Source organism: Anaerostipes faecalis (assembly GCF_018982945.1).
Lineage (GTDB): Bacteria > Bacillota > Clostridia > Lachnospirales > Lachnospiraceae > Anaerostipes > Anaerostipes faecalis.
In genome coordinates this window covers 242,711-261,476 of record NZ_JABRXE010000003.1, presented here as the reverse complement: position 1 = coordinate 261,476, position 18,766 = coordinate 242,711, and the positions used below count along the sequence as shown (strand labels likewise).

22 protein-coding genes and 1 pseudogene are annotated in these 18,766 nt (G+C 34.5%); 20 read left to right on the top strand and 3 right to left on the bottom strand.

The features are described from left to right. Window positions 1-29: 29 nt before the first annotated feature. Window positions 30-314: a transposase gene (locus KTB61_RS05480; RefSeq protein ID WP_216696990.1), complete on the bottom strand. Its 285-nt coding sequence runs from the start codon at window positions 312-314 to the stop codon at window positions 30-32. A 51-nt stretch (window positions 315-365) separates the two neighbouring features. Here KTB61_RS05480 and KTB61_RS05475 point away from each other — a divergent pair, with 51 nt between their 5' ends. The 9 genes from KTB61_RS05475 to KTB61_RS05435 all read left to right on the top strand — a co-directional run bounded on the left by KTB61_RS05475 (window position 366) and on the right by KTB61_RS05435 (window position 9,658). Continuing rightward, window positions 366-1,823 carry a DUF6119 family protein gene (locus KTB61_RS05475; RefSeq protein WP_330656321.1) on the top strand — a complete coding sequence of 486 codons (1,458 nt, stop codon included), beginning with the start codon at window positions 366-368 and terminating at the stop codon, window positions 1,821-1,823. Between the two features lie 38 nt (window positions 1,824-1,861). Beyond that, window positions 1,862-2,314 carry a DUF4869 domain-containing protein gene (locus KTB61_RS05470; protein ID WP_216696988.1) on the top strand — a complete coding sequence of 151 codons (453 nt, stop codon included), beginning with the start codon at window positions 1,862-1,864 and terminating at the stop codon, window positions 2,312-2,314. Beyond that, the gene (locus tag KTB61_RS05465) at window positions 2,304-2,705 is read left to right on the top strand and encodes an ATPase (RefSeq protein WP_216696987.1); all 402 of its coding nucleotides are present in this window, start codon (window positions 2,304-2,306) and stop codon (window positions 2,703-2,705) included. Before KTB61_RS05470 ends, KTB61_RS05465 begins: the two co-directional genes overlap by 11 nt. A 1-nt stretch (window position 2,706) precedes the next feature. After that, window positions 2,707-3,384 (top strand): hypothetical protein, encoded by a 678-nt coding sequence (locus tag KTB61_RS05460; RefSeq protein WP_216696986.1) that lies wholly within the window; start codon window positions 2,707-2,709, stop codon window positions 3,382-3,384. 53 nt (window positions 3,385-3,437) lie between these two features. Beyond that, window positions 3,438-5,204 carry an ATP-dependent nuclease gene (locus tag KTB61_RS05455; RefSeq protein ID WP_216696985.1) on the top strand — a complete coding sequence of 589 codons (1,767 nt, stop codon included), beginning with the start codon at window positions 3,438-3,440 and terminating at the stop codon, window positions 5,202-5,204. A 1-nt stretch (window position 5,205) separates the two neighbouring features. Further along, complete coding sequence (locus KTB61_RS05450; RefSeq protein WP_216696984.1) at window positions 5,206-6,549, top strand: UvrD-helicase domain-containing protein; 1,344 nt, start codon at window positions 5,206-5,208, stop codon at window positions 6,547-6,549. A gap of 30 nt (window positions 6,550-6,579) precedes the next feature. Beyond that, window positions 6,580-7,587, top strand: a complete 1,008-nt coding sequence (locus tag KTB61_RS05445; protein WP_216696983.1) for a hypothetical protein — start codon at window positions 6,580-6,582, stop codon at window positions 7,585-7,587. A 1,135-nt stretch (window positions 7,588-8,722) separates the two neighbouring features. After that, window positions 8,723-9,241, top strand: a complete 519-nt coding sequence (locus KTB61_RS05440) for a helix-turn-helix domain-containing protein (RefSeq protein WP_216696982.1) — start codon at window positions 8,723-8,725, stop codon at window positions 9,239-9,241. An 87-nt stretch (window positions 9,242-9,328) separates the two neighbouring features. Then, entirely contained in the window at window positions 9,329-9,658 is a 330-nt protein-coding gene (locus KTB61_RS05435) for a TipAS antibiotic-recognition domain-containing protein (protein WP_216696981.1), read from the top strand. Window positions 9,659-9,693: 35 nt separating this feature from the next. Here the strand turns inward: KTB61_RS05435 and KTB61_RS13330 are convergent, their stop codons facing one another. Together KTB61_RS13330 and KTB61_RS05425 are read right to left on the bottom strand one after the other, a co-directional pair. Then, window positions 9,694-9,930, bottom strand: coding sequence for a TnpV protein (locus KTB61_RS13330; RefSeq protein ID WP_216696995.1), 237 nt, complete (start codon window positions 9,928-9,930; stop codon window positions 9,694-9,696). Between the two features lie 278 nt (window positions 9,931-10,208). Further along, window positions 10,209-10,352 (bottom strand): annotated as a pseudogene (locus KTB61_RS05425) (transposase domain-containing protein); the annotation flags it as partial. Between the two features lie 37 nt (window positions 10,353-10,389). Between KTB61_RS05425 and KTB61_RS13010 the strand changes: the two are divergent. From KTB61_RS13010 to KTB61_RS05370, 11 genes are all read left to right on the top strand, one after another. Continuing rightward, on the top strand, window positions 10,390-10,938 hold the full coding sequence (locus tag KTB61_RS13010; RefSeq protein WP_230973618.1) for an AAA family ATPase: 549 nt from the start codon (window positions 10,390-10,392) through the stop codon (window positions 10,936-10,938). Window positions 10,939-11,270: 332 nt separating this feature from the next. After that, entirely contained in the window at window positions 11,271-11,855 is a 585-nt protein-coding gene (locus KTB61_RS05415) for a hypothetical protein (protein ID WP_143249379.1), read from the top strand. Window positions 11,856-11,912: 57 nt separating this feature from the next. Next, window positions 11,913-12,488, top strand: coding sequence for a hypothetical protein (locus KTB61_RS05410; protein ID WP_216696980.1), 576 nt, complete (start codon window positions 11,913-11,915; stop codon window positions 12,486-12,488). A gap of 206 nt (window positions 12,489-12,694) precedes the next feature. Beyond that, window positions 12,695-13,126, top strand: coding sequence for a MarR family winged helix-turn-helix transcriptional regulator (locus KTB61_RS05405; protein WP_075759616.1), 432 nt, complete (start codon window positions 12,695-12,697; stop codon window positions 13,124-13,126). A gap of 199 nt (window positions 13,127-13,325) precedes the next feature. Then, window positions 13,326-13,610, top strand: a complete 285-nt coding sequence (gene groES, locus KTB61_RS05400) for a co-chaperone GroES (RefSeq protein WP_075759615.1) — start codon at window positions 13,326-13,328, stop codon at window positions 13,608-13,610. Window positions 13,611-13,663: 53 nt separating this feature from the next. Continuing rightward, entirely contained in the window at window positions 13,664-15,283 is a 1,620-nt protein-coding gene (gene groL, locus KTB61_RS05395) for a chaperonin GroEL (RefSeq protein ID WP_216696979.1), read from the top strand. 80 nt (window positions 15,284-15,363) lie between these two features. Further along, the gene (locus KTB61_RS05390; protein ID WP_075759613.1) at window positions 15,364-15,888 is read left to right on the top strand and encodes a flavodoxin family protein; all 525 of its coding nucleotides are present in this window, start codon (window positions 15,364-15,366) and stop codon (window positions 15,886-15,888) included. A 14-nt stretch (window positions 15,889-15,902) separates the two neighbouring features. Next, window positions 15,903-16,403, top strand: a complete 501-nt coding sequence (locus KTB61_RS05385; RefSeq protein ID WP_075759612.1) for a MarR family winged helix-turn-helix transcriptional regulator — start codon at window positions 15,903-15,905, stop codon at window positions 16,401-16,403. Next, window positions 16,381-17,712 carry a citrate/2-methylcitrate synthase gene (locus KTB61_RS05380; protein ID WP_216696994.1) on the top strand — a complete coding sequence of 444 codons (1,332 nt, stop codon included), beginning with the start codon at window positions 16,381-16,383 and terminating at the stop codon, window positions 17,710-17,712. Before KTB61_RS05385 ends, KTB61_RS05380 begins: the two co-directional genes overlap by 23 nt. Window positions 17,713-17,762: 50 nt before the next feature. After that, on the top strand, window positions 17,763-18,170 hold the full coding sequence (locus KTB61_RS05375) for a DUF445 family protein (RefSeq protein ID WP_216696978.1): 408 nt from the start codon (window positions 17,763-17,765) through the stop codon (window positions 18,168-18,170). A gap of 215 nt (window positions 18,171-18,385) precedes the next feature. Continuing rightward, window positions 18,386-18,667: a helix-turn-helix transcriptional regulator gene (locus tag KTB61_RS05370; protein ID WP_075759610.1), complete on the top strand. Its 282-nt coding sequence runs from the start codon at window positions 18,386-18,388 to the stop codon at window positions 18,665-18,667. Window positions 18,668-18,766: the final 99 nt, after the last annotated feature.

Below are 18,766 nucleotides of genomic sequence, written 5' to 3'. Positions count from 1 at the left end.
CTCAGCAACTTCGAGATAAATGGCTTCCGTCATTTTCCCAGAATGTTGATTGCTTTTTTTAGTACATCAAGAGCGTCCTGTGCATCACGAAGTTCACGTTTTAATCGTGCGATTTCTTTTGCTTCATTAGAAGCATAATTACCGGAACCACGGCATTCAATATCACCTGTCTCACGTAGCTCCTTTTGCCAACGTGATAATGTTTGTTGACTGATTCCTAAATTTGATGCACAGCCCTGCAGTCCTAAGTCTCTGTGATCATGATAATACTGGACTGCATCCAGTTTAAATTGTTTGTCATAGTGCTTTGCCATAATGAGATCCTCCTTCAGTGCGGTACTTACATTGTACCATGAAATAATAGATTGGTAATTCTCATTTTGACTTGTACTATTTATATTCTAGCACCAAATGTATATGCTATGACTGCTGGATATGGTAATCATATAATAAAAAAGTACATAGAAAAGAGTTGGGGATTATATTTGATGCCTAAACTGTTGGGGGATGATGAGGGTGTAATAAAAGAGGTTAAAGAAAATAACTTTTATGGAAATACACTCTCGCTAAATAAGGCAAATAGATATTCGACAAATATAGGTTATGAAAAGAAATTGAGTTCAGTTTTTCGTGAATTATCACTAGAGATAGATGATGATGTTTTAGAACAACTTGGATTTGTTAGAAAAAAGCAAACTAAGAGAAAGACAAGTATTCTATTAAAGGACTCTTTAAATGTAAGACAATCTGTGAAAATAGATGAACTGAAAGAAGCTCTTGAAATGATATATAAGGTCGAAAAAAGATCGGATATGTATTCAATGGGATATTTTCTGAACTCAAAAAAAGTTGGTATTTCTAATAAGGATTTGCTTTCAAAATTAATAGAAGATATTCTAAACGAAAATATTGATAAGATATGTTTGATTGGAGATGATTATTTTAAATATTGTGTTGGTGCTTCTGAATATATTGTTCAGAATGAAGAACACGAGGAATATTTTTCGTCAGAAAATCCTATTACATTCAAACTAATTCTTGAACTAATAAAAGAAGATAAAAAATTATCAAGAACGTTTGTAGAGAAGGTATTAAAAAAGTGGACAATCTCAACTATTTCGTCAGATGGGAAAGTAGTATTATATCCTATATCTATATTTAATGCATTACAAGGTTTTGTTGAATACGGCGAAAAAGGAATACCATGTTTTTTAATGCAGGGAGAATGGTATTGTTTTGATGATAGATATACAGAATTATTGTCAGATGAATTTAAAAAGATAATTAAGAGTGATAAGGAGAAAGTGCAACAGTTAAAAGACAAATTTTCTCTAAATGCAACGGGTAATGATGAGAATTTATTTAATGACTCTTTTTTTGCAAAAACAGATGTTATTGTTGCGCATAAATCATTGACTGATAACGTTGAAATTGCCGATTTGATTTACTGGGATGAAGATAATGTATATCTGATGTGTAACAAAGCAAGGTTTGATGGCTCTGGAAGTAGAGATTTGACTAATCAAATGTGGGCTGCAGCAAATTATTTTCAAAACAAGATGAATTCTTCAACAAAAACTAGTTTTTTAGAAATATATTATGAAATAATATCAGAAAGATATCAGAAAAATAAACATAATGTTCCATTAAGCATGCGTGATTTTAAAAAATTGTTTAATAAGAAAGTGTCTTTTGTTGCTGGGTATATGACGGGATATACTTTACAAAGTAAATCTTTGTATGCAAAATATTTAACAATAGATTCATACAAAAAAATGAATGATATGGGGTATGGTTATATTTGTATGAATTTAGGCAAGTAAATAATCAAGAATTAAATCTGTTAAAGGAGTGACACCGAATGATTGATATATACACAGAAAAAAAGGATTCAAAAGATTGGATTATCAAGAATGATTTATTCTTTAACTTAAATACAAGTAATGAAGAAATGTCTGATAATGAAGTAGCATTAATTAAGCAAATCGATGATGCAAAATTGACACCAGACAAGCATATAGAAACCAAGTATGGATTGGGAACTATCCGTAATCTTTCTTCTGGATGTAAGACATTGCTCAATATAGTAAAGCATCCCGAAAAAGTGGTGTGCGTAGAGGAATGTGGGCCGAATGTGCTTAAGGTGATATTTACCATGGATAAAATAAAGATTTATATGTCACGCCCATCTCTTGCAGATATTCCGGATGATGCAATTATTAGATTTAATGATACGGATATTGTGACAGGAAGTGCTGGATACAATGCGTGGTGGAGTAAGGAATATGAAAGGAGAGAGGCGAATGATTTATAATAAAATAGCATTTCAAGCAGATCCTTTTTCATATGATTTGGTGTTCGATGATCGTATTACTCTTGTTGGCGGAGATAGTGGTACTGGAAAGACGGTACTTTATGACATGTTGGAGGACTTGAAGCAAACCGAAGAATATAATGCAATTAAACTATTCAATTATAAATCTGAGGATGTGTTAGAGAAATTGAAGCAGTGCAGAAACAATTTTGTTGTTATTGATAATGCTGATATTTTGATGGATGACGAGGTAAGGCGATTCATCAATTTTGAATTTTCGAATCAGTATATGTTATTCCTAAGAAATTGCGATGGACTGAACGTCTCAGATAAGAGTTTTAAGGTAATGAAGTTTGAGAGTAATATGATTACTTTAGAAGAGGAGTTGTGATATGAAGTATTTATGGACAGAGGACACAGGTGCTGGACTCCACTTCTGGAAGTTAGTCAATCAGCTTTTCTTTGATAATGCACTTGTAGTTGAAAGTAAAGAGAGTAACCAAGGCATCTTGTATTCCTTGACATCATTGAATGCAAAGGAAGAAGATGAATATTACATAGCATTTGACTATGTGCCGGATAATCAGGATATTCGAAATAAGTATCGCCAGTTGAAACAATTAGTGGAAAAGTCAGAAGCAAAGGTTATTATTCTTGATATGATTTGCTTTGAATACTTCATATTGGCATTCGATAAGTTGGTTTCTTGGACTGGAACCGGTAAGACGGATAAGATAAAAATGCGCGAAGATATTCTTGCAGCAATAGAAGATCACAGAATAGATTTATCGAAGATTGAGAATCAGAAGACAATGCAGTATTTGTCTGGATTTAAGAGATATTCTACAGAACGAGTGATGAAATCACTGGTAGGCGAATTTACACAAAACGAGAAATGGTCTGTTAAAGGTCCACTTATGGGGGAATGCTGGTATAAGGATTGTTGCGTATCTGAACATCCGGATAGTCTTAGGTGTGGAAAGCCAGAAGTTGAAGGTGGAAGTGAGAAGATGCGGATGCTGATACAGTCAGAGGAAGTACAGAGAGTGATTGGAGAAGTCATTATTTAAAAATATATCTACTTAACAATTGATGGCTGTATTATGTAAAAGGAAGTGAAGAGTTGAAGATTACACATGTTAAAATATGCAATTATAGGAATTTAAGGAATATAGACATAGGCTTAGCAGAAACAGTTGCAGTTATAGGAGAAAACAATAGTGGTAAGAGTAATTTCTTAAAAGCAATTACGCTTCCTTTTTTAACCGATGATAATACACATATCAGTAAGAAATTATCATGGTCTGATATAAATAATGAAACTAAAAAGTGTTATTACAATAAAATTATTGAAAGCCAGAATAAAATTAAGAATGACGAGATTACTATTGAGCAATTTGTAGAATTATTGCCAATAGTGAGTGTTGAAGTTAATATTCAGGCAAGTGGTACAGAGGAATATTATGTCAAGGATTTATCATATGCAATTGAAGATGGGAAAATTCAATATGGTATAAAATATGAGTTTGCACCTAAGAGTTGTGAAGATATATTCAGAATGGTAAAGGAAATTGTATCTGTGAATGAAATCAACGATACGAATTTGAATGAGGTTAAAATGAATCTCTTACCAGTAGAATATTATAATTACTCAATAAAGGTTTCTGATGGCAGTAATATATCATATGACACATTAAAGAAGTTTAAATATGAGGCTCTTGAGGCAGAAAGAGACGATTTTTCAAGAACTAAAAATCAATTAGGTTCAAAATTTTTGGTTGATTTATTGAAGGATGGACTTTCAGATCAGGATAAATTAAAAATAGAAAAAGAATATAGCCATTTCTTTGAGGCGTTAAAAGAAATTAGTGATATAAATGACATAATAAACTGGCAAGATACATCGGAGCTAAAAGTGGCAAAGAAGTTTTTTTCGCATATTAATATTCTTCCTAATATGCCACCAATGCAATCCATTTTAAACAGTGTAAGATTAGGGTATTCAGAAGAAGAGCTGTCAATGCAGGGGTTGGGACATCGTAACTTAGTATTGTTGTTTGTTCTGATTAATTCGTTGATTGGCAAAAATTCGGATACTGCTCTGAATGTTTTGACGATTGAAGAACCAGAAGCACATTTATGCATTAACAATACTAGATTGATGGTCAGTTTTCTAAAAGCATTTACAGATAAGAATAAAACTGTTCAGTTATTCTACTCCACGCATAGTACTGAATTTATTAATAAAATGAATTTAAAAAATGTGGTGGTTTTACATAAGGGAAAAGCATTTTCGTTTGTTGACGAATTAGAAGATGAAGATATAGCATATTTAGCAAAGAATCCAAATTTGGATCTTTTTAAGCTTTTTTTCTCTAAGAAATGTGTTTTGTTTGAGGGAATATCAGAAGAATTACTAATTCGATCTTATATTGACTCGCAAGTATCTTTGAGTGAGATTGAATTGCTATCATTCCATAAGGGATTTGAGAAAATAATGAATATTTGGAAAAAAATCAATGAAGGTTCAGGGAATAAATTGGGCATTATACGAGATTATGATGACCAACCTCATGCAAAGAAACGACATGATAAGTATAATGATGATAAAGAAATATGTGTTAGGACGACAGAGTATTATACCTTAGAACCGGAAATTGTAAATACTGGTGACAACTTTAATATTTTGAAGGAAAAATATGGAGAAGTTTTCGGTTGGAGTAATATGACAGCTGAGCAGCTTACAGAAGCATGGAAAAATGCAAAAGCATCAGATATGTTTACTATTTGTAAGGATCTAGCTAGTGGTGGATTAGAAGGATTTCAAATGCCCAAACATATTCAAGATGTATTAGATTTTCTTTCTCAAGAGCAGGAAGAGGTGTTATAAAGTGGAAATAAATATAGCTGGGGCCGGAGCAGGAAAGACTACAAAGATGTCAGATAAAATAATACTTCTTCGTAATCAAATTGATGAGGATAAGAAAATATTTTGCGTTGCGTTTACTAATAGTGCCGTAGATTGCATTCGTAGAAAATTATGTGAACATTATGTACAAATCCCGCAAAATATAATAGTGAGTACGATTCATTCATTTCTGTATAGAGAAATAATAAAACCGTATTATCATTTACTTTATGGAAAGAAATATGAAAAAATATCTGTTGCAGATTTACCTCAAGATGCAAAGTATAAAAATGCAAAGATTAAAAGACTTGATGAGTTGAATGTACTTCACCAAACAGTAATTCCTGAACATGCTAAATGGGTGTTATGTAAAAAATCAAAGGACACAAAAAGTATAAAGGATGGCAGAGTAATCATTAAAAATGCAATTGCAAAATATTGCGGCGCAATCTGTATAGATGAAGTACAGGATATAGATAAGCATATGCAAGAAATTATAGAAGAATTAAGTAGAATGGGAATCTCCATGTTGCTGATGGGAGATCCAAAACAGGATTTAAAAGGTTTTAAATGCTTAAGGAATCTTATGTCTATATACAAGCAAAATGTTAGATATATATCGGAATGTCATAGATGTCCGCAATTACATTTAGAACTGTCAAATCGTTTAGTAGATGAAAATGAAAAACAGAAATCTGAAAAAGATTCCGGACAATTGTCAATATATTATGAAAGTGAAATTGATTGTCGCACGTTAATTGAAAGTCAAAAATATGATTTGATGTATATATCTCAGAAGGAAGGGGTATATGAAACGCATGACTACAAGAAAAATAATATAAGAGAGAATTTAGCGGAAGAGCTTGAACCATTGTTGTCTGAGAATCATCCAACCAAAGATACTCTGACAGTAAAAAAAGTAGCGTATTATTATGCTGGGAAGATGATTGAAAATTACAGGAATACGGGAAAGAAAAAAGATGCAATGGCATTACTGAGCAAGTGCGAAAAAATAGATTCAAGAAGATATGGCATTATCATAAATATTTTTGAAGACGAAAGTCCAATAAAACAAGAAGATAAGATTTTTGTAAAATCAATAGACTACATAAAGGGAATGGAGGGGGAGAAGTGTTTATTCATTCTCACAAATGACTTGGCAGCATATTTATTTAACGATAATAATACCGAGGCGAATAAGACGAAGAATAAGCTTTATGTAGCACTTACTCGTTCGTTAAATGAATTGTCGATATACATATTAAAAGAGGTTGAGAATAAATACACAAAGAAGAGAATACAGGATTTTTTTGAAAGATTTCTTTGAATATAAGATGATAGTAAAGGTGGTGATGAGATGTTGGTAGATGAAATATGGGATTTCAAAAGTATTAACATGGGGCGCGAGTTAGAGATTTCTGGAGAATTTATATATGAATCAGCAAAGAAAACAATGTCGATAACTGGATTAAATAATCAATATGAGATTAATATCATATTGTATACCGGAGCAGTTGGAATAGAACGATTACAAAAAATTTATTTGTGTCTTGTTCTACAAAATCCAACTGATAAGGAATCTGTTCCAAAGTGCCTAATAGGACATAACCATCTGGAATTAGAAAAAGAAATTGAGAAATATACTACAGAACAACTTTCAAAAAATGGAAGAAGTCTTTTGGGAGTTTTTTCTAATTATTATAATAATTACCGATATGCGAATTATATACCGGGAGAAAATAGCAGTGAGTTGAGAAAGTTATTTATTAGTTTTCTGAAAAAACAAAATGGAAAATTCAATTTTGATGAGCCATGTGCTTTGATCCAGTTTGAAGTATTCAAACGTTTTTACATAAATGAATTGGGAAAATTGGCTAGTTATTATTTTGAATTAATAGAACATAAGGCAAGAGAAATTGGTACGTATACATATGAGATTGATTCGTATTCAAATGCTGCTAGGGTCTTTTTTTCAACTCAGAGAAGATCTCTTTATGAGCAGATGGTTATTGAACAAAATTCAATAAAAGAGCTACTGCTCTATATGTATAAGAATAAGCGCGAGTCTGGTGTTTTTAGATTACTGAATGATATGGAATCTTTGGAAATGGATGATGCACTAGTAAATGATTATTTAGCTGATTTATGTGAGGGAAAAGTCAATAATTGGTTGATAGATTATGTAGACGAGCTGTATGAAGAAATGGAAGACATAAAGAAAAGAAAAGAGCGTAAGGAATTATTGGCATTGATTGGAAATAGATCGGTTTTGTTTGATTTTGATGATTTTGAAGATGATGAAAATGAATCATACCACAAGAATATGTTTGAAAGTGACGATATTGATGGGGGAGAGAATTTGTAGTTTGTAGTTGTAAAAAATGAAAATTAACTTGTCATTCAGGTATCATCAAGTTATAATATTTCCATGGCAACAGTTTGGCAACAACCATTCAGTAGGTCAAAATAAATAGTGTAATTGATATAGAAATATGCCCCATATTCGATCGAAACTTAAACAAAATAAGTTAAGTGATGTTTGGAACATAATGAGTTTGAATAGGCTACATGTTGCTTAGCAAACCTCATTTCCATTTTATTTGCAAAAATGATTTCCATTTTGAAATGAGGAAAAAATAATAGAAAAAAGATAGAAGAAGACCTAGAGGAAGTAATTCCCTGAGGTCTTTTTTTATTGAAAAAAGCCATGAAAAACCTTGGAAATAAGCCATTTTTTGATGCTGAATGAGCATGCTGTTTTTTGATGCCAAAATACCTCCCTGATTCCTATATCAAAACAGGAAGAAATGCCTCAAATAAAGGGAAATAATCCGCTTCAACATATGCTGTAGTATTAGGTGGAGGGATGGGGAAGGGAGGAGGATGAGGAGTAGAGAGGAGGTGTGGATGATAGATGAGATAGAGGATAGTGATATGTGCCTTATAGAGGATAGTGATATTTGCCCCGTGACAGCATGGCTATAAGACAGTGCAGGAGTTCTTGAAAGAGTTAAAGGCGGCGGAGACAGCAAACAAAGCATATCAAGCATCAATAGCTCAAAATAAGAAGAAATCAGAGGTACAAGTACCAAATGTGAAGCTTGAAGGCAGTCTAGTGGGCTGCCCTATTATGTAAATTTATATTGAAGTAATGTCTCGTGTGAGGTAAAATCTGCTTGAAGAAGTTAAATAAATGCGAATTTGCGGAGGATAAACGGAATGAAAAATAGTGGATTCGTTGTTGTGAATAAATAGCATATTAAAAAATGGTTGTTCTATATGTAAGTTGGATGGCTCCTTTGTTTTATGGTATGGATAAAAAATAGGTAAGAAAAGGCATATTTGTAAGAATAGTAGTATTGTAAACTTTGGTTGCGGAGTTGTAATCTAGTATATGTTGACGATTTTGATAAAACACAGTACATTAAGGGCGTGCACAAACAAAATATTGTATACAATGTTGAAACAAGGAATCATATATGTCAGACAGGAGAGATCATATGGAATTTGAAAAAAAGATACAATTTCTTCGTAAAGAAAATAGGATGTCGCAGGAAAAACTTGCAGAAAGAATAAACGTTTCCAGGCAGGCAATTTCGAAATGGGAGCAAGGGACAGCAGTACCGGATACAGATAATATTGTCCAGTTAAGTAAATTTTTCCAAGTTCCTATAGAATATCTATTGTTTGATGAATATGATTCTGTAGAAGAAGTTGAACCTACTGAACCTGCATCAAACCAGGAAACAATGCTGGGGATAGGAATAAAAAAAGAGAGATCAAGCCTGATGATTATAGTTGGAACTATCCTAGAAATACTAGCTGTTTGTTTTTCATACATTATTCAATATTATGATATGGATCAAAATGGGAGTTGTTATACGGAAGCATTAGAGTATTTGAGACATTTTCCGCTCAGTCTTATCGTAATAATTGGAATCGTGTGTATTGCTGTGGGAGGTTATAAAATTACCAAAAGTAAAATAAAAAACAGACCACGAAAGGAGAAAGAGTTGTGAGTTTTAAAGAATTTAATTTATCCGATTATACTTGCAATTACAGAGTTTGGAAGTATTGAAAAATACACGGAAGCTATGAAATACAATTTGGAACATTTTACAGAAATTATGGAACAACAAATGTCTGGTGATGCCAAAGAAATTGGAGAGCAAAGTGATACACTTTATGCTAAATTGGTTTCTGACAGAACAAAAGATATATCATCCAGTGATATACAAGATATTGTCTCTGAAATTGATGATTTTTTGCACAAGCATGCATCTGTTGATTTAGATAGAAATAGTTATTGGACTGCCATTACTGATGCTTACAAAAGCGATTATGTAAAAAATATTACTGATGCAAAATATGGTTTAGGTGCGTCTGAGTACATTGTGAAAGCATTTCAATATTATGTAGACAATAGACAGGAGTAATTATCCAGTTCCAAGTGCTAGCAGTAACATAATTACTATATGTAAATCAATTCAGATAGTACAATTTCCCTAGCAGCAGATTGGATATTATTCATTGCACGAACCCAAGCCATCTGGTCAGTGGATTTAAGCTGTTCAGTGATACCTTGTGTTTGTGCCATCTGTCTCATAAGCATATCCATTCGCTCTTGTGCTACTTCATTTGTGTCGGCGAGATGTGTGGTTAAAGAGCCAGATAAAACGAAGTGAAATCGAGATGGGCATGGCGGGATATGTTATATGTCGCGGGACACACCAAATTATCCTAAAAAGGGCAAAATGATTATTCTAATAGCAGCAAACAAAGCGAAGAGGACCAAACCTCAGCAGCGAATGTTTGCTGCTGTTTTTTTGATGCGTAAGCGCATAGTTTTAGGGTGTACCCTGTAAATAAAATCTGAAACCCTGTGCTAGGATGTCAGACATGCGAGTATTTTACTCCATTTTATTTGCAAGTTTCCTGAGCCAATTCGCTCCATGGGGCAAATCACTCTAATTCCTCGTCTGACATTTCAACACTTGGACGATGCTCCAAAAGAAAGCTCAGATATTTATGCGGATTGAGTTCATTAGCTTTGGCTGTTTCTATCATAGAATACACTTTCATGCTGGCATCCGCACCGGCTGGAGTATCACTGAAAAGCCAGTTTTTCTTGTTATGTGCTTGAGAACATAACAAGAAGAACTGGCAGATGATCGACACCATTCATGGAGCAAAAGCATCTGCAATTATCTATCCAATTGATTTTGCAATGATGTCTGACGGTGCAAAAAGAGTGTTTATGATTTTGACAAGGATTATCTTGGCAAATGTATCCCTGATTGCAATTGAGGAGCCAGAAAATTCTGTTCATCCAAGTTTGTTTCAAGCTTATATACAAATTATGCATAAATGTTTGTATTTCTATCATATTGAAACATATCTGCGAGATAATACGCCGTGTAATATTGAAGATGTTAAGCTGGATGATATGATTACATTTCGTGTGTTGGAGAATAAACGGTCGTTGCTTAAAAACAATACTGAATGTTGCGAAAAAATAAAACCCGACCAGCTCGTGAGGACAATGCCGATTGTGACAATGAGTTCTTCAACAATGGAGGTTACACTTGGTGATGAAAAGAAAATATGCAGTTTGTATGCACTTAAGCAAGTAAATGGTGAGGTAGAGTTCGAATTGTGTGGCAGGCATTTTAAGGTGGCTGTTTTATCAGGTTCGATACGTGAAATATTAAAGTGAAAATAGATTAATCCAGTATACTAGGACAAAATTAATTAGAAAAAACGTAACAGGTTGTTTCATGATTCTTTATGAATGAAATAAGTGATATAATAAAAATATAATGATGTGCACAAGGTGAGCATAAGATGAATAAGTTTTACAATTAAGATGAAATATTTTGATTGGAAGGGGAAAAGGATTCTGTTTTAGAGTTGGGAAATAGGAGAGATAGCAATATAAAAGATGTATAAAAGACTATTTTTACATATTATATAGAACCTAATTCGCCAGAAGCTGAAAAAATTCGTTCACATTTTTTGCTTGTTGAGTATGAAGAAAATTCGGATAATTTGGAAGTAACAGATCATGATATAGATGTTGAAGGTTTTTCGACAATTAGAATAAATAAAATAAAAACGGATAATTATGCGGAGATATATTCGAGCATTGCTAAATTGCAGTTGCCTGTTTCTGCGATGGATATAAGAAAAATTCAAACAGCTGTTAAAGAGATATATTTTGGTGGATGTATTAAAGTTAGTATTACAAATGACTTAGATGAATTAGAAAATGTTGATAAGGTTATGATACAATCGCAACAGTTTTTCCCGATATATGCATTCGCAAAGATTGATCCAAGTATTAAAAGAATAGAAAAATTAAAAAAACAGCAGAATAGCAAATTAGAAGCTCTAAAACGACAAATTGAGCAAAAATTTGATGTGAAAGAAACAACACTTGAAGATATACTGAACAATGAAAGTTATGCGATGACTTATAAAAATCAAATTATTGCATATGCATTGTTGAAAGGTAATTTCATGCCTGAAGATATAGAGGAGTACTTGAAAACATTGAGTGGTGAAATTGGTAATACGACGGATTATAGAAGGTTGTTGTGTGCATATGATTATGTAAAATATTCATGTGACTAAAATTATTGGATATTTTAGGAATATAAAATCAGAAAAACGCAGGAGAAATAAGAAAGAATGTTAAAAGAATTTTTGAAAAAACATGGATATAGGATTCATATAAGTATAAATATAGGTGCTTTACTTATGGGTATGTTTATGACCTTTATCGGTGCATATAGTCCTATATGTGGTGCGACACAGAATGATACCAGGATGACAATAGGAACAGTTTGTATAGCGGTATGGTTCATTATGTTTCCTACAATCAGTAGAGATAGAAAAGATAAGATTATGACTGCTATGGGGTTACACGCATTAATAGTTGCTGTGATACTAATGATTTTTGTTTTTGAGGTGAACTATTTTCTGGGAAACATGGAATGTGGAAAATGGTATTGTGATGTGTTATTCTGCTTAGGCGGAATAGTAGTATTAGCTTATTTTTTGTATGTGCTAATGGGATTTATAAAAACATTTTTTACATTGGTAGTTAAAGCTAAAGAATTTATTTTTCCTAAATTACATAAAGAAGTGTCTGGCGTAATAAATGTTATTGAAGCTATTACTGCTGGGGTTTTATCAATTATCGCATTTGGTGCAAGTATTTTTGGAATAGTGAGATTAGTTAAACAATTTGTAGACATATTCTGAAATAGTAGTGACACAAAATGACAATACAAGTCAGGCTGTTTTTTATAGGAAAGTTCGATTTTCGTAGAACGCTTAATGGAAAGGGATACACTGGAAAGAGATATCATAAGCTAAGCGAACTGGATAAGGTGTTTTTGGTACTTGAAATAATAATACTCCAATGCTAAAATATTTAAAATTAAAGTATTGGAAGGTAGGTGAGGGAAATGGATGAGCAATTAGAAATCGCATTAAAAGGCGGTGATTTCAAACATTTGATGGAAAGCCGTTTTTCAGTGATAAAAAAAGAATATGATTTAAAGAAAGTAGATATTGAAGTGTTGTATTATCTTTCAAGGTCTGCTAATGAAAATACACCGACTGATATTTACAGGAAACTGAAGTTGAATCGTGGACATGTATCACAGGCAATCGATGATCTATACCGAAAAGAATTGATTACAGCAGTACCGGATAAAAATGACAGGAGATATATGCATTATCTGGTCAGTGATAGTGCAGGAGTAATCATAGCAGAGATAGCAAAAATTAAAAGAGAACTGGATCAGCAGATTTTTCAAGGAATTTCCCAGGAAGAAATTGCCGCTTATAAAAAGACAACAGAGAAGATATTTAGAAATATCCAGAAACTGATCTGAACATCTGCAGAGAGAATTTTTTACTCTCTGCTTTTTTTATAAAAAAAGATAAAATCTATTGACAAGAGCAATAAAATGTTGTATAACACTTTAAAATTAAACAATTTAAAAATAATGCTTCTAAAGAAGCAAAATTTTTTAGACTTTCGCTAGCACTCAAAAGAAACGAGTGCTAACAAAGCGGAAAGGAAGGCAAAATATGAAGTTAAAACCATTAGGAGACAGAGTTGTTTTAAAACAGCAGGAGGCAGAGCAAAAAACAAAATCCGGTATTATCCTGCCTGACAGTGCAAAGGAAAAACCACAGGAAGCAGTTGTGATTGCTGTCGGACCTGGAAAAGAGGATAACGGAAAAATAGCTGCAATGCAGGTAAAAGAGGGTGATAAAGTCATTTATTCCAAATATGCAGGAACAGAAGTGAAGATGGATGAGGAAGAATTCATTATCGTGAGCCAGAATGATATTATCGCTGTTGTAGAGTAAAGACAGCTATAAAAGTATGATACAGATACGAATAAAGAAAGAAGGAATTTAAAATGGCAAAGGATATATGTTTTGATATTGATGTAAGAAAAAAGATGGAAGCAGGCGTCAATAAGCTGGCAGATACAGTAAAGGTAACAATCGGACCAAAAGGAAGAAATGTAGTTCTTGATAAATCTTATGGGGCACCGCTCATTACCAATGATGGTGTGACGATTGCCAAAGAGATTGAATTGGAAGATCATTATGAGAACATGGGTGCACAGCTTGTAGAGGAAGTTGCAACAAAGACCAATGATACAGCCGGTGATGGCACTACAACAGCGACTGTACTTGCACAGGCTATGGTACAGGAAGGGATGAAGAATATTGCTGCCGGTGCAAACCCGATCATTTTAAGAAAAGGAATGAAGGCTGCAGAAGATGTAGCAATTGATGCAATCCAGGGAATGAGCTATCCGGTAACTGGAAAGGATTATATAGCAAAAGTAGCTTCGATTTCCGCTGGGAATGAGCAGGTTGGGGAAATGATAGCAGATGCAATGGAAAAAGTCGGCGAGAATGGCATCATCACCATCGAAGAATCCCAAACAATGAATACAGAAATTGATGTAGTGGAAGGTATGCAGTTTGATAATGGATATCTGTCTTCTTATATGTGTGATGATAAGGAAAAAATGGTCTGCCATATGAATAACCCATACATCCTTATCACGGATAAGAAGATTTCCAATATCAAGGATATTCTTCCAATCCTGGAACAGACTGCTCAATCAGGAAAAGAGCTTTTGATTATTGCAGAAGATGTTGAGGGGGAGGCACTGACTACCCTTATTGTAAACAAACTGCGTGGAACCCTGAAAGTCGTCGCAGTGAAAGCACCGGGCTATGGAGATAATCGGAAAGAAATGCTTCAGGATATTGCAGTGCTTACCGGAGGTCAGGCAGTTCTTGGTGATCTTGGAATGGAACTGAAAGATGTAACTGTGGATATGTTGGGACGTGCGAAGTCTGCAAAGATTACAAAAGAAAATACCGTTATTGTAGATGGAGAAGGTGAAAAATCTGCTATTGATGAACGAATTGCTTCTATTAAACGTCAGATAGCAGAAACTACATCGGATTATGACAGAGACAAGCTCATGGATCGTGTGGCAAAGATGGGTGGTGGAGTTGCCGTGATCCGTATCGGAGCTGCTACGGAGACAGAAATGAAGGAAACCAAATACCGTATGGAAGATGCCTTAAATGCAACAAGAGCAGCCGTATCAGAGGGAATTATCGCAGGCGGCGGATCTGCATATATCCATGCACAAAAAAGAGTAGAAGAAGTTGTAGAAGAACTGAACGGAGACGAGAAGACCGGGGCCAAGATTGTATGGAAAGCACTGGAAGCACCGCTTCGTACAATTGTGGAAAATGCAGGGCTTGAAGGTTCTGTTATTGTGAATAAAGTAAAAGAGAGTACGGAAGGAACCGGTTTTGATGCTGTCAGCGAGGAATACGCAGATATGATGCAGAAAGGTATCATTGACCCGGTTAAGGTTACAAAGAGTGCACTTCTTAATGCAGTCAGCGTATCTGCGACATTGCTGACAACAGAGGCAGCTGTTGCGGATATCAAAGAAAAAGAACCTGCTATGCCGGATGGTAATCCAGATATGGATTATTAAGGAAAACAAAGCTGCTATTGTAAGGGAGTAACTGGACGATGAGGTTGCTCCCTTTTTTACTATATCGGAGGTTAAAATAAATGAAGTACGCAGTCATCTACCAGTCAAAAAGTGGGAATACGAGAAAGATAGCAAGGGAGATTTACGAAGCAATTGATTCAGATGAAAAAGAAATCTATGATATCGACAGCAAAGGAGAAGTACCAGAAGCAGATCTTTATTTTGTAGGATTTGGAATACGTAATGGAATCTGTGGTGTGGATATTCTGGATGTTTTGGAAGAACTTCCGGAAAGCAGACTGGCCTTTTTTGCAACTTGTGGTTTCCTTGCAACAGAACAGTACAGAAAAAATCTGGAGAAAAGGTTGGATGTATGGATTCCAGAAGAAGCAGAGTATATGGGAATGTTTTTATGCCAGGGTAATGTGAAACCAGATAATCGTGCAACAATTATAGAGAAGATGCCGCAGCAGGCGGACAAGCTCCGCCAGATGTTTGAAGTAGGAAGCACACATCCGGATGAGGATGATTTAAGCAGAGCATGCCAGTATGCACGGGAAATACAGCAAATGGCTGAACGCAGTGGGTCAATTCCGATATGGTAAGGAGAGTGAGATACATGGAAGAAAATAAAAAAGAAATAGATGTACTAAAACTTGGGAATGAGCTGACACTTAGAAGATACCTTTTTAATAAAATAAAAGCCAGTCACCTGATTAATGAAGCTGATTATATTGTGTTGCATATCATTCAGGATACGGGAAAAGAACAAGAAATCTATGAAGGAAAAACGTATCTGAAAGATTTATCAGAAAAAATGCAGATTACAATCCGCCAGGCTTCAAAACTAGTAAGTAGACTCAACGAGCAGGGACTTGTAAAATGGTCCCACGATGGAGATGGCAATGAGGGTACTTATGTTACTATTACGGATCAGGGAATAAAATTGTTGGAACAGCAGCAGGCCATTTTTAAAGAATATTATGGAAATGTTATTGAAAAATTCGGAAGGGATAATCTGATTGAACTTTTAAATCTTATGAAACAGCTGGAAACTATTATGCACAGTGAACAGGAGAGAATGGAGGGTGAAGAGAATGCTGACAGAGGAGATGAATAAATATACCAGTGAGGCACAGAAAATCTGTATCAAAAATGATAGCATTGCACCTCGGCTATATGATGAATATGATGTGAATCTTGGCCTGCGTGACGAGAAGGGTAATGGTGTGCTCACAGGACTTACTAAAATTTCAAAAATTACGTCCTCAGATCTTGTAAATGGTCAGAAAGTTCCGGCGGATGGAAAACTCTGGTACCGAGGGTATCAGGTTCCGGAATTGATTCGCTCATTAGGGGAAAATGAATTGGGATTTGAGAAGATAGCATATCTTCTTCTAATGGGAGAACTACCGGATGAAGCAAAGCAGGCAGAGTTTATCAGACTGCTTGGAGAATGCCGGACATTGCCGACGAATTTTACTAGGGATGTTATCATGAAGGCCCCGACGGAAGATATCATGAATTCCATGACAAGAAGTATTCTGACGATTGCCTCTTATGATGAAAGAGCAAAGGATACCAGTATCCCAAATGTACTAAGACAAAGTATGCAGCTTATCAGTGAATTTCCTCTTTTGGCAGTATACGGATACCACGCATACAATCATTATGAAAAGCAGGCAAGTATGTATATACATCAACCGGACCCGAAACTTTCCACAGCGGAAAATCTGCTTATGATGCTTAGACCGGATAAACAATATTCACAGGTGGAGGCAAAGGTATTAGATACGGCACTGATTCTTCATATGGAACATGGAGGAGGAAATAATTCTACCTTTACAACCAGAGTGGTAACATCTTCCGGTTCTGATACCTATTCTACAATTGCAGCAGCAATGTCGTCACTAAAAGGTCCTAAGCATGGTGGAGCGAATATCAAGGTCATGCAAATGATGGAGGATATCAGAAACCACGTAAGTGATTATAGCGATAAGGATGAAATTGCTTCATACCTGACTAAAATATTGAACAAAGAAGCATTTGATAAAAAAGGACTTATTTATGGTATGGGACATGCCATCTATTCCTTGTCAGACCCAAGAGAACGTGTGTTTAAGGAATATGTAGAAAAACTTGTCAGGGAAAAGAACAGACAGAAAGATATGCAGTTATACCAGAATATCGAAGAAATTGCTCCGAAACTGATTGCAGAGAAAAGAAAGATTTATAAAGGTGTTAGTCCGAATATTGATTTTTACAGCGGTTTTGTATATGAAATGCTGGGAATTCCGCAGGAACTCTATACAGCTATTTTTGCAATTGCCCGAATCGTAGGGTGGAGTGCACATCGGATTGAGGAACTTATTTGTACGAATAAAATTATCCGTCCCGCATATATGAGCGTGATGGAAGAAAGAAACTGACAAGAGTCTTATATGAAATCATAGGAAAGGTGCAGGGTACAATGCTGCAGATGTTACTGAAAGATGAATTAATTCAGTCTGTCACAGTTCCAATTGGAGCGGAATTACAAACCATGATTACTGAACAGGGGACTGATTATGTATATCCGTTGATTTTAAAAAAATTAGAGGAAATGGAAGAAAAAAGCATTACAAGCATGCTGTCAGATATTGATATAAGTGAAACGGATATAAAAAATATCATTACACAAGTCTTTGTTAAAGTAATGAAGCCTTGCATTGGGAAAATATTTGATAATTTAGATTTAGCATCCATAGCTGAAGAAAAAGTAAATCTTATGACGGTTGATGAACTGGAAGATATGGTGCTTGCCGTTATGAAAAAAGAACTTAATACAATTGTAAGGTTGGGAGGATTGATTGGATTTATATTGGGTCTGCTAAACATTTTTGTTTAGTCAGAAAATAATGTACGATATTTTAAGCTGATTATATGAAGGTGATGGAAGAAGGGGATTAGATGAACAGAATAAGTGGATATCAGCAATTAAAGCAATATTGGGAATTGAACAAAGAAGGTTTTGACCCAAAAGATTCACTGACGAACTAAATGAGATTTCGTCCGTTATATAAACAAGTAGCAAAATAGGATTTATTGGAGGAAGCAAAAAAGATGAACCACAATACCATTGCAGAGAGTTTGATAAAAATAAGAGAAGCAACGGGTTATTCTGTTGAGCAATTAGCAAAATTGATTGATGCAGAACCAGAAGAGGTTTTACAGTGGGAAACAGGTAAAGAAGAACCTAAAATATCACAGTGTATCCTTTTGAGTAAATTATATGCAGTGGAATTAGATGATATTTTTGATGGGTGTAAGTCAGAAGAATTTCTTACATCAGAAAAAGTAGATGATTTCAAACATGAGGCGTGGATTAACTGTATCGCAACATAAGATGTGCATGGTAATATCAGAACCCCACATGAATTTTTTGAGGAGATTTAATTTTTATTTTCAATTATTTTTGTTTCCGATGTTTAATTGGGAAGTTTA

Excerpts from the sequence above, each read along its gene's own strand:
- KTB61_RS05480 (WP_216696990.1), bottom strand. The coding sequence starts at position 314 with ATGGCAAAGCACTATGACAAACAATTTAAACTGGATGCAGTCCAGTAT.
- KTB61_RS05470 (WP_216696988.1), top strand. The coding sequence starts at position 1,862 with ATGATTGATATATACACAGAAAAAAAGGATTCAAAAGATTGGATTATC.
- KTB61_RS05465 (WP_216696987.1), top strand. The coding sequence starts at position 2,304 with ATGATTTATAATAAAATAGCATTTCAAGCAGATCCTTTTTCATATGAT.
- KTB61_RS05460 (WP_216696986.1), top strand. The coding sequence starts at position 2,707 with ATGAAGTATTTATGGACAGAGGACACAGGTGCTGGACTCCACTTCTGG.
- KTB61_RS05445 (WP_216696983.1), top strand. The coding sequence starts at position 6,580 with ATGTTGGTAGATGAAATATGGGATTTCAAAAGTATTAACATGGGGCGC.
- KTB61_RS05440 (WP_216696982.1), top strand. The coding sequence starts at position 8,723 with ATGGAATTTGAAAAAAAGATACAATTTCTTCGTAAAGAAAATAGGATG.
- KTB61_RS13010 (WP_230973618.1), top strand. The coding sequence starts at position 10,390 with ATGATCGACACCATTCATGGAGCAAAAGCATCTGCAATTATCTATCCA.
- KTB61_RS05410 (WP_216696980.1), top strand. The coding sequence starts at position 11,913 with ATGTTAAAAGAATTTTTGAAAAAACATGGATATAGGATTCATATAAGT.
- KTB61_RS05405 (WP_075759616.1), top strand. The coding sequence starts at position 12,695 with ATGGATGAGCAATTAGAAATCGCATTAAAAGGCGGTGATTTCAAACAT.
- groES (WP_075759615.1), top strand. The coding sequence starts at position 13,326 with ATGAAGTTAAAACCATTAGGAGACAGAGTTGTTTTAAAACAGCAGGAG.
- groL (WP_216696979.1), top strand. The coding sequence starts at position 13,664 with ATGGCAAAGGATATATGTTTTGATATTGATGTAAGAAAAAAGATGGAA.
- KTB61_RS05390 (WP_075759613.1), top strand. The coding sequence starts at position 15,364 with ATGAAGTACGCAGTCATCTACCAGTCAAAAAGTGGGAATACGAGAAAG.
- KTB61_RS05385 (WP_075759612.1), top strand. The coding sequence starts at position 15,903 with ATGGAAGAAAATAAAAAAGAAATAGATGTACTAAAACTTGGGAATGAG.
- KTB61_RS05380 (WP_216696994.1), top strand. The coding sequence starts at position 16,381 with ATGCTGACAGAGGAGATGAATAAATATACCAGTGAGGCACAGAAAATC.
- KTB61_RS05375 (WP_216696978.1), top strand. The coding sequence starts at position 17,763 with ATGTTACTGAAAGATGAATTAATTCAGTCTGTCACAGTTCCAATTGGA.
- KTB61_RS05370 (WP_075759610.1), top strand. The coding sequence starts at position 18,386 with ATGAACCACAATACCATTGCAGAGAGTTTGATAAAAATAAGAGAAGCA.